The organism is Roseateles sp. FW305-36 (genome assembly GCF_058787015.1).
The window spans coordinates 21,300-29,375 of sequence record NZ_JBYSZK010000027.1; the positions used below are offsets into that span (position 1 = coordinate 21,300).

General features: G+C 69.1%; 8 protein-coding genes. 3 read left to right on the top strand and 5 right to left on the bottom strand.

The annotated features are described in order from the left end of the window. Positions 1–55: 55 nt before the first annotated feature. From AC3WOE_RS29750 to AC3WOE_RS29770, 5 genes are all read right to left on the bottom strand, one after another. The gene (locus AC3WOE_RS29750) at positions 56–829 is read right to left on the bottom strand and encodes a LytR/AlgR family response regulator transcription factor (protein WP_492696002.1); all 774 of its coding nucleotides are present in this window, start codon (positions 827–829) and stop codon (positions 56–58) included. Next, positions 826–1,905, bottom strand: a complete 1,080-nt coding sequence (locus AC3WOE_RS29755) for a histidine kinase (RefSeq protein ID WP_492696004.1) — start codon at positions 1,903–1,905, stop codon at positions 826–828. Before AC3WOE_RS29755 ends, AC3WOE_RS29750 begins: the two co-directional genes overlap by 4 nt. Next, positions 1,902–2,999, bottom strand: coding sequence for a sensor histidine kinase (locus AC3WOE_RS29760; RefSeq protein ID WP_492696006.1), 1,098 nt, complete (start codon positions 2,997–2,999; stop codon positions 1,902–1,904). Before AC3WOE_RS29760 ends, AC3WOE_RS29755 begins: the two co-directional genes overlap by 4 nt. Positions 3,000–3,084: 85 nt before the next feature. Further along, the gene (locus tag AC3WOE_RS29765) at positions 3,085–3,498 is read right to left on the bottom strand and encodes a PilZ domain-containing protein (protein WP_492696016.1); all 414 of its coding nucleotides are present in this window, start codon (positions 3,496–3,498) and stop codon (positions 3,085–3,087) included. A gap of 1 nt (position 3,499) precedes the next feature. After that, a complete protein-coding gene (locus tag AC3WOE_RS29770) occupies positions 3,500–3,934 on the bottom strand; it encodes a hypothetical protein (RefSeq protein WP_492696008.1) in 435 nt (144 codons plus the stop codon). Between the two features lie 99 nt (positions 3,935–4,033). On the opposite strand from AC3WOE_RS29770, the gene AC3WOE_RS29775 reads away from it, so the two are divergent. The 3 genes from AC3WOE_RS29775 to AC3WOE_RS29785 all read left to right on the top strand — a co-directional run bounded on the left by AC3WOE_RS29775 (position 4,034) and on the right by AC3WOE_RS29785 (position 8,061). Then, on the top strand, positions 4,034–4,603 hold the full coding sequence (locus AC3WOE_RS29775; RefSeq protein ID WP_492696010.1) for a DUF1134 domain-containing protein: 570 nt from the start codon (positions 4,034–4,036) through the stop codon (positions 4,601–4,603). Between the two features lie 119 nt (positions 4,604–4,722). Continuing rightward, positions 4,723–7,620 carry an adenosylcobalamin-dependent ribonucleoside-diphosphate reductase gene (locus tag AC3WOE_RS29780; RefSeq protein ID WP_492696012.1) on the top strand — a complete coding sequence of 966 codons (2,898 nt, stop codon included), beginning with the start codon at positions 4,723–4,725 and terminating at the stop codon, positions 7,618–7,620. A 9-nt stretch (positions 7,621–7,629) separates the two neighbouring features. Beyond that, entirely contained in the window at positions 7,630–8,061 is a 432-nt protein-coding gene (locus tag AC3WOE_RS29785) for a GFA family protein (RefSeq protein ID WP_492696014.1), read from the top strand. Positions 8,062–8,076: the final 15 nt, after the last annotated feature.

The following is an 8,076-nucleotide window of genomic DNA, read 5'->3' on the forward strand; positions in this document are numbered from 1 at the left end:
GGACTCCCGGCAACTCGGCACCGGGTCAAAAGGCTCAGGGACGAGCAACAGAAACCTACATCTGCCTGAACAAGTGAGCGCAGCTTTCAGCAACCAGCAGCATCTCCGTCCCATGCTTGAGCTTGATCTGCATCCGCCCACGGAAGTCCCGGCTGACGCTGGCGATGGCATTCACGTTGACCAAGGTCGAGCGGTGGATCTGCCAGAACTGCTGCGGGTCGAGCTCGTCGATGAGCTCCTTCAGCGGTTTGCGGATCAGCGCCTCGCCGTCCTTCAGCGCCAGCCGCGTGTACTTGTTGTCGCTCTGGAAGAACATCACCTCGTCGACGGTGATGAGGCGCAGCGTCTGGCCCACCGAGGCATTGATCCAGCGCAGCGGCGCCCTCGCGGCGGAGGGCGTCGCGGCCGCGGGCCGTGTGCCGAGCTGGTCCAGCACGCCGCCGAGCTGCGCCGGCGCCTGGCCCAGCCGGGCCTTCAGCCGCGAGATGGCCGTGAACAGGCGCGCGCCGGCCAGGGGCTTGAGCAGGTAGTCGACGGCGCCCTGGTCGAAGGCGGCGATGGCGTACTGGTCGTAGGCGGTGACGAAGACGACGTGGGCGCGGCCGTTGACCTGGCGGGCCACGTCGATGCCGGTGGCGCCGGGCATCTCGATGTCGAGGAAGAGGATGTCGGGCTGGTGCTCGTCGAGCAGGCGCAGGGCTTCCAGGCCGTCGGCGGCCTCGCCGACGATGCTGAGGTCGGGCCAGAGCTTCCCGAGCTGCTCGACCAGCTCGCCGCGCAGAGCGGCTTCGTCCTCGGCGACCACCGCGGTCGGTGCAATCAGGCTCATGAAGGCAATTCCAGGATGAATTCCGTGCGGCCGGCGCCGCTGGTGCAGACGAGTTTGGCGTCCAGCACCGCCAGGCGCTCGCGCAGCGAGGCGAGGTCGGCATCGTCGCTGCACAGGCCTTCCTGATCAAAGCCTAGCGTGATGCCGCCATCGGCCCTCAGCCAGCAGCGCTTGGGATGACCCAGGCGCACGGCGCGCTGCACCAGCGGCAGCAGCAGCATGGGCGGCAGCTGCAGGGCGCCGCGCGAGCCGAGCTCGCAGTCGAAGGCGGGCGGGTCGCCGTTGAGGTCGCGCAGCAGATCGAGGTAGCTGGCGATCAGCTCGGCCTCGCTGCCCAGCGTCGCACCCGCCATGCCGCCAGGCGGCATCAGCTGATGCCGTGGCAGCCGCGGCAGGGCCACGCGCAGATGGCGGATGAGGCGCTCCAGGCGGGCGCTGGCGCTCGGGTCTTCGCGGCCATAGGCCTGCTCGACCGAGACGAGGGCGTCGAACAGCAGGGCCGGGTCGACCTGGGCCTGCAGGGCGGCCAGGCGTGAAGCCAGGGCATGGCGGCGCAGCTGGCTGTGCTCGCGCAGCAGGTCCTGGGCGGCCTGGTCCTGGCGGCGCCGCACGGTGCGGAACTCCAGCACGCCGACGATCATCAGTGCCGGCATGAAGATCCACAGCGTGTCGCCGATGATGGCGGTGACGCGGAACATCGAGCACTTCACCTTGCCATGGGTCTGGGCATAGATGTCGCACAGCGAGGGCCAGGGCATGGCGGCGGCCAGGGGGTAGATGACGGCCATGGCCAGCACCGAGCCGAGGGCCGTGGCAGCCACCAGGCGCTGGCGCCGCGCCGGATGGGCCGGGTGGCTGCGCGCGGCCGGCAGCCAGCACAGCAGCAGCACGGCGCAGCTGACCAGGGGCAGGCTCAACTGGCGGGCGACCACCGGCCACAGCTGGTCGCCGACGCGCAGCTCCAGCAGCGAGGTCAGGTCGATGGCGCCGAAGAGCAGGGCGGCGCTGACGAAGACGAGGGTCTCGTTCAGGCGCAGCGAGCGCCAGGACTGCAGCACGTGGCGGATGGCGTTCATGCCAGGGCCTCCGCCGGCAGGTTCACGCGGGCGATGACGCCGCGCGGTTGGGCGGCCTGCAACTCCAGCGTCGCGGAGTCACCGAAGCGGGCCGCCAGGCGGGCCCGGGTGTTGGCCAGGCCCACGCCCGCGCCGCCGCTGGCCGACCCGAAGCCCTGGCCGTTGTCGGCCACTTCGACGGTCAGCCCCCCATCGGCCGTGTGCTGGGCGCGGATCAGGATGCGACCGCCCTCAGGCAATGGCGAGAGGCCATGCTTGATGGCGTTCTCCACCAGGGTCGGCAGCACCAGCGTCGGCAGATGGGCCGTCAGCAGCTCGGGCGGCGCCTCGATGTCGAAGGACAGGCGTTCGCCCATGCGCATCTGCAGGATGGCGAGGTAGTGGCGCACCAGCTCGAGTTCGTCGGCGAGGGTGGATTCATGCCGGCGCATGCCGGGCAGGGCGGCGCGCAGATAGGCGATCAGGGCCACCAGCATGTTGCGGCCGCGCTCCGGCTGGGTCTCGTACAGACGCTTGACGTTGGCCAGGGTGTTGAACAGGAAGTGAGGCTCGATCTGGGCGTTCAGCGCCGACAGCTGGGCCTCGGTCTGCTGGGTCTTGAGGGCTTCGCGTTCGCGGAACAGCCGGGTCAACTCATCCCGGCCCTGGCGCTGGGCGCGGCTGACCAGCAGCAGCGCATAGGCGATGCCGCCGAGCAAGGTCCACAGCGAGATGGTGGAGAGGGCCCAGGCGGTCATGACCTTCATGGGGTCGCTCATCTGCGACACCGCATAGCGCAGCCAGGTGCCCAGCGCCGCACCGGAGCCCACGGCCAGGGCCTGGATGGTGAGGGCGGCCGGCAGCTTCCAGCGCCGGCTGGCCAGCAGGGCTTCGGCCAGCCCCACCATCAGCAGCAGGGAAATCCCGGTCAGCAGGCACTGGCGGCTGAAGCGGATCAGCGCGAAGAAGGCGTCGCTCAGGCTGCCGTCGTCCCCTTCGCCAATCCAGGTCAGCGCCCGCGAGAAGGCATAGAAGAAGCAGAAGTAGTAGACGCCCGCCAGCATGCGCAGATTGCAGACACGGCGAAAGGCTTGCAGCGGGCTGAGGTCCTCCATTCGGTCCATTCTCGGCGCCCGGCCATCAGCCGGGGCAGGATGCGACGAATTGGGAGATATGGGGCGCCAAGCCGGCCAGGGACGGCTAAGCAGCGCCGGCCGCGGCGATCAGGGCCTTGAGCTCGCGTTCGGAGGCGGCCGGGTCACCGAGGTTGACCTCGATGAGGCGGCGCAGATGGGTGATGGATTCGATGTCGATGCTGCGGCACAGCACGCCGGCATGGCCGCCCTCGACATGGGCCAACTCGCCGGCCATGGCGATGACGATGTCGCCGGTGGCCAGGGGCAGCTTGACGAGGCAGGGCATGCCGACCTGGGGCGAGAGCCCGTCCGGCAACTGCAGCAGCACGCCCTTGAGGGAGATGTCCAGCACCTGGCAGCGCAGATGCTCCTGGGTCGTGATCAGCTCGGCGCCGGAGGCGAAGGTGACGCGGGCAAATTGGCGGCGTTCGGTGCTGATGATGCTCTCCCGGCGGATGGGGGGATGTTCGCGACCGATCCTAGACGAAAGATTCCAGCGCGGTGCCGCTGCTGAAGACGGTGCTGTGCTCGACGGCCTGCTGCAGTCTTTCGGGGGCCAGCGAGGCCAGGCCCATGGCTTCCAGCATGAACCAGGCGGCGCGCAGCAGGGCGACGATCTCGTCGCGGGTGCCGTCGATCTCGACCGGCGAGTCATCCCAGTCGCGATCGGGGGCCTGGCGCGGCGCGACGACGGCCGGCCGGTGGGCGCGGGCGATGCGGGCCAGCAGTTCGCGCGTGTCGACGGTGGCGCTGGGGGCGTCGATGAGGCGCACCAGGTCGCCCAGCTGCTGCTCGGCCGCAGCGGCCAGCAGGCGCGCGGCCTGGTCGGCCCCGCCCGCCAGATAGAGGCCGGCGGCGAGGTCGGCGTATTCGAGGGCGGCGGACAGCCGCTGGAGGTCGGGGTTGGTCGACATGACCTCTGAGTCTAGGTTGTGTGCAGTGGCAAGGGGTGGCCAAACTTCACGCTGCTTTGTTTATGCTGGCCCTTCCCCCGCATCCCTTCGGAGAGCCTCATGACCGACCGCCGCCGGCATTTGCAGCAACTCGCCGCCCTGGCCTCGGCCACGGCGCTGCCCGCCTGGGCCGATGACGACAAGGACGGCACCTATGACCAGGAGTCCGTCCTCAAGGCTGCAACCGATTTCTTCGGCCAGACGACGGAAGGCCTGGCCAAGGTCATCGAGAAGGCTTTCAAGGACCAGGGCCGGCCCAACGCCTATATCCGCGGCGAGGAGGCCGGCGGCGCGGTGACCGTGGGCCTGCGCTATGGCGACGGCGAACTGCTGATGAAGGGCGGTGGCTCGGCCAAGGTCTACTGGGCCGGACCGTCCATCGGCTTCGACGTTGGCGGCAATGCGTCCAAGGTCTTCACGCTGATCTATCACCTGCCCAGGGCTGCGGCTATTTACCAGCGCTTTCCCGGCGTGGACGGCAGCCTGTACTACATCGGCGGCGCGGGCATCAACTACCAGCGCCTGAAGGGCATCGTGCTGGCGCCCATCCGCCTTGGCGTGGGCCTGCGCGCCGGGGCCAGCGTGGGCTATATCCATTACCGCCGCGAGAAGAGCATCAACCCGTTCTGAGCGCGCGCCAACACGCCCGCCTCTGCGTGTCGTCAAAGCGCGCGGCGGGCGACTCAGGCACTCTCACCGTTTGTCCACAGCAGGCGTAGACTGTGGATCCATACAGTCAAAGGCCCATCGTGAGCAGCACTACCGACCTGCCCGTGCAGGACATTTCCAGCGAAGTCCTGATCGAAAAATACGCCAAGGGCGGCGAGCAGACGCCGGACGAGCTGCGCGAACGCGTCGCCCGCGCCCTGGCCCAGGCCGAGAAACCGGCCGATCGCGCGCGCTGGACGGCGGCCTTCCTCGAGGCGCAGCAGCGCGGCTTCGTGCCGGCCGGCCGCATCATGTCGGCCGCCGGCACGGAACTGTCGGCCACCCTCATCAACTGCTTCGTGCAGCCGGTGGGCGACTCCATCGCCACGCCCGAGGACGGCGTGCCCGGCATCTACACGGCCCTGACCGAAGCCGCCGAGACCATGCGCCGCGGCGGTGGCGTCGGCTACGACTTCAGCCGCATCCGTCCGCTCGGCGCCTGGGTGGGCTCGACGCGCAGCCATGCCTCGGGCCCGATCAGCTACATGCGCGTCTTCGACCGCAGCTGCGAGACGGTCGAGAGCGCCGGCAGCCGCCGCGGCGCGCAGATGGGCGTGCTGCGCTGCGACCATCCCGACATCGAGGCCTTCATCCATGCCAAGGACGAGGGCGACCTGCGCAACTTCAACATCTCCATCGGCGTCACCGACGCCTTCATGGAGGCCGTGCAGGCCGACGGCCAGGTCGAGCTGGCCCACCGCGCCCAGCCCAGCGCCGAGCAGATCGAGGCCGGGGCCTACCAGCGCGGCGACGGCCAGTGGGTCTATCGCAAGGTGCGCGCCCGCGAGCTGTGGGACCAGGTCATGCGTTCCACCTACGACCATGCCGAGCCGGGCGTGCTCTTCCTGGACCGCATCAATGCCGACAACAACCTGCATTACTGCGAGACGATTGCCGCCACAAACCCATGCGCTGAACAGCCATTACCGCCCTACGGCTGCTGCTGCCTCGGCTCCATCGACCTGACGCGCTTCGTGCGCGATCCCTTCAGCGCCCGGCCGGTGTTCGACGATGTCGGCTTCGCCGAGGTCGTGACCGTGGCCACGCGCATGCTGGACAACGTGCTCGACGTGACGCCCTGGCCGCTGCCCGCCCAGGCCCAGGAGGCCGGCAACAAGCGCCGCGTCGGCCTGGGCTTCACGGGCCTGGGCGATGCCCTCGTCATGCTCAATCTGCGCTACGACACGCCAGAGGCTCGTGACATGGCCAGCCGCATCAGCGAGATCATGCGCGACGCGGCCTACTCGGCCAGCAGCGACCTGGCCGCCGAGCGCGGCAGCTTCCCGCTGTTCAACGCCGACCTCTATCTGTCCGGCGGCAGCTTCGCGTCGCGCCTTCCCCAGGGCCTGAAGGACAAGATCCGCGCGCAGGGCCTGCGCAACTCCCACCTGCTGTCCATCGCGCCCACCGGCACCATCAGCCTGGCCTTCGCCGACAACGCGAGCAACGGCATCGAGCCGGCCTTCTCCTGGACCTACACGCGCAAGAAGCGCCTGCCTCAGACCGAGGGCGGCGGCTTCAAGGAGTACGCCGTCGAGGACCATGCCTGGCGCCTGTACCGCCACCTCTTCGGCGCCGATGCGCCGCTCAGCGAAGCCTTTGTCACCGCGCTGGAACTGAGCGCGGCTGACCACGCCGCCATGGTCGCCGCCGTCGCGCCCTATATCGACACGTCGATCAGCAAGACCGTCAACGTGCCGGCCGACTATCCCTACGAAGACTTCCAGGACCTCTACATCCAGGCCTGGCAGAGCAAGTTGAAGGGCCTGGCCACCTATCGCCCCAACAGCGTGCTGGGCTCGGTGCTCAGTGTCACGCCCGAGGTCAAGCAACCCGAGCCGCTGCGCGCCGACATTGACGGCGCCAACCAGCGCCTCAAGGTCGAGCGCCTGCCCCAGGCCGTGGTCGCCTCGCTGCGCTGGCCGAGTCGCCCCGACATGCCGGGCGGCAATCCGGCCTGGAGCTACCTCATCCAGCACCCGCACGGCGACTTCGCTCTCTTCATCGGCGAACTGCCGCTGGAGGGCCCCGACGCCGGCCTGTTCGGCCGCAACCTGCCCTTCGAAGTCTGGGTCAATGGCGCCGAGCAGCCGCGCGGCCTGTCGGCCCTGGCCAAGACCCTGTCCATGGACCTGCGCACCAACGACGCGGCCTGGCTGCGCCTCAAGCTCGATGCGCTGGCGACCGTGGCCGAGGAACGCGCCTTCGAGATGCCCATGCCGCCCAGCGGTGAGAAGCGCCTCTTCCCCGGCGTCGTCGCCGCGACGGCCGCCGTCATCCGCTGGCGCTGCGAGCAGCTCGGCGCGCTGCAGGAGGGCGGCGCCACGCCGGTGGTGGATGCCATGTTCAGCCGCAACGAGCCGCGCACCGGCGTATCCGGCACCCTGGCCTGGGCCGTCGACGTCGACAACCCGGCGACGAACGAACAGTTCACGCTGACGTTGAAGGAAGTGGTGCTGCCGACCCCCGACGGTGGCACCGTCATGCGGCCCTGCGCGATGGGTTTCTCGGGCAACTACCCCAAGGCCCTGGACGGCCTGGCGCGCCTGCTGAGCCTGGACATGCGCGTGATGGACCCCGGCTGGATCGCGATGAAGCTGCGCAAGCTGCTCAATGTCGGCGAGCCTCTGGGCCACTTCATGGCGCCGGTACCGTCATTGAGTGGTGAGCGCCGCCAGCAGATCTGGCCGTCCACCGTGGCCTACGTCGCGCGGCTGGTCATCCACCGCTACGCCATGCTCGGCATCCTCGACGAAGCCGGCCAGCCGCTGAGCGACATGGGTCTGCTGCAGACGCCCGCACCCAAGCTCGCGGCTGCCGCCGGCACCCTGCAGGTGCAGGCCGGCAAGCCCTGCCCCGACTGCGGCAACGCCACCATGATCCACAAGGACGGCTGCGATTTCTGCACGGCTTGCGGCTATGTGGGCCAGTGCGGCTGAGGGGCGGTGATGCACCAGGGTTCCTGCCATTGCGGCGCCGTGCGCCTGACCCTGCCGTCCACGCCGGCGGTGGCCACCGATTGCAACTGCTCGCTGTGCCGGCGTGTCGGTGGCGTCTGGGTCTATTTCGAGTTCGGCACCGTGACCATCACGGGCCACCCCGAGGCGACGCAGGAGTACATCTGGGGCGACCGGACCCTGCGCAACATCCGCTGCCGCCACTGCGGCTGCGTCACCCACTGGGAGCCGCTGCAACCCACGCCCGGCGCCAAGCATGGCGTCAACCTGGCGAACTTCGACCCGGCCCTGGTGGCCGCCGTGAAGGTGCGCAAGTTCGACGGGGCGGATACGTGGCGCTTCTTCGACGAGATGGAGAACGCTAGCTGTGAAGAGTCAACACGTTCTTTCGAGATAGCGAGAGACGTGACATGGGCGGCTTGAGGTCAATGCCGTGAT

Coding starts and splice junctions, on each gene's coding strand:
- AC3WOE_RS29750 (WP_492696002.1), bottom strand. CDS start 829: ATGAGCCTGATTGCACCGACCGCGGTGGTCGCCGAGGACGAAGCCGCT.
- AC3WOE_RS29755 (WP_492696004.1), bottom strand. CDS start 1,905: ATGAACGCCATCCGCCACGTGCTGCAGTCCTGGCGCTCGCTGCGCCTG.
- AC3WOE_RS29760 (WP_492696006.1), bottom strand. CDS start 2,999: ATGGAGGACCTCAGCCCGCTGCAAGCCTTTCGCCGTGTCTGCAATCTG.
- AC3WOE_RS29770 (WP_492696008.1), bottom strand. CDS start 3,934: ATGTCGACCAACCCCGACCTCCAGCGGCTGTCCGCCGCCCTCGAATAC.
- AC3WOE_RS29775 (WP_492696010.1), top strand. CDS start 4,034: ATGACCGACCGCCGCCGGCATTTGCAGCAACTCGCCGCCCTGGCCTCG.
- AC3WOE_RS29785 (WP_492696014.1), top strand. CDS start 7,630: ATGCACCAGGGTTCCTGCCATTGCGGCGCCGTGCGCCTGACCCTGCCG.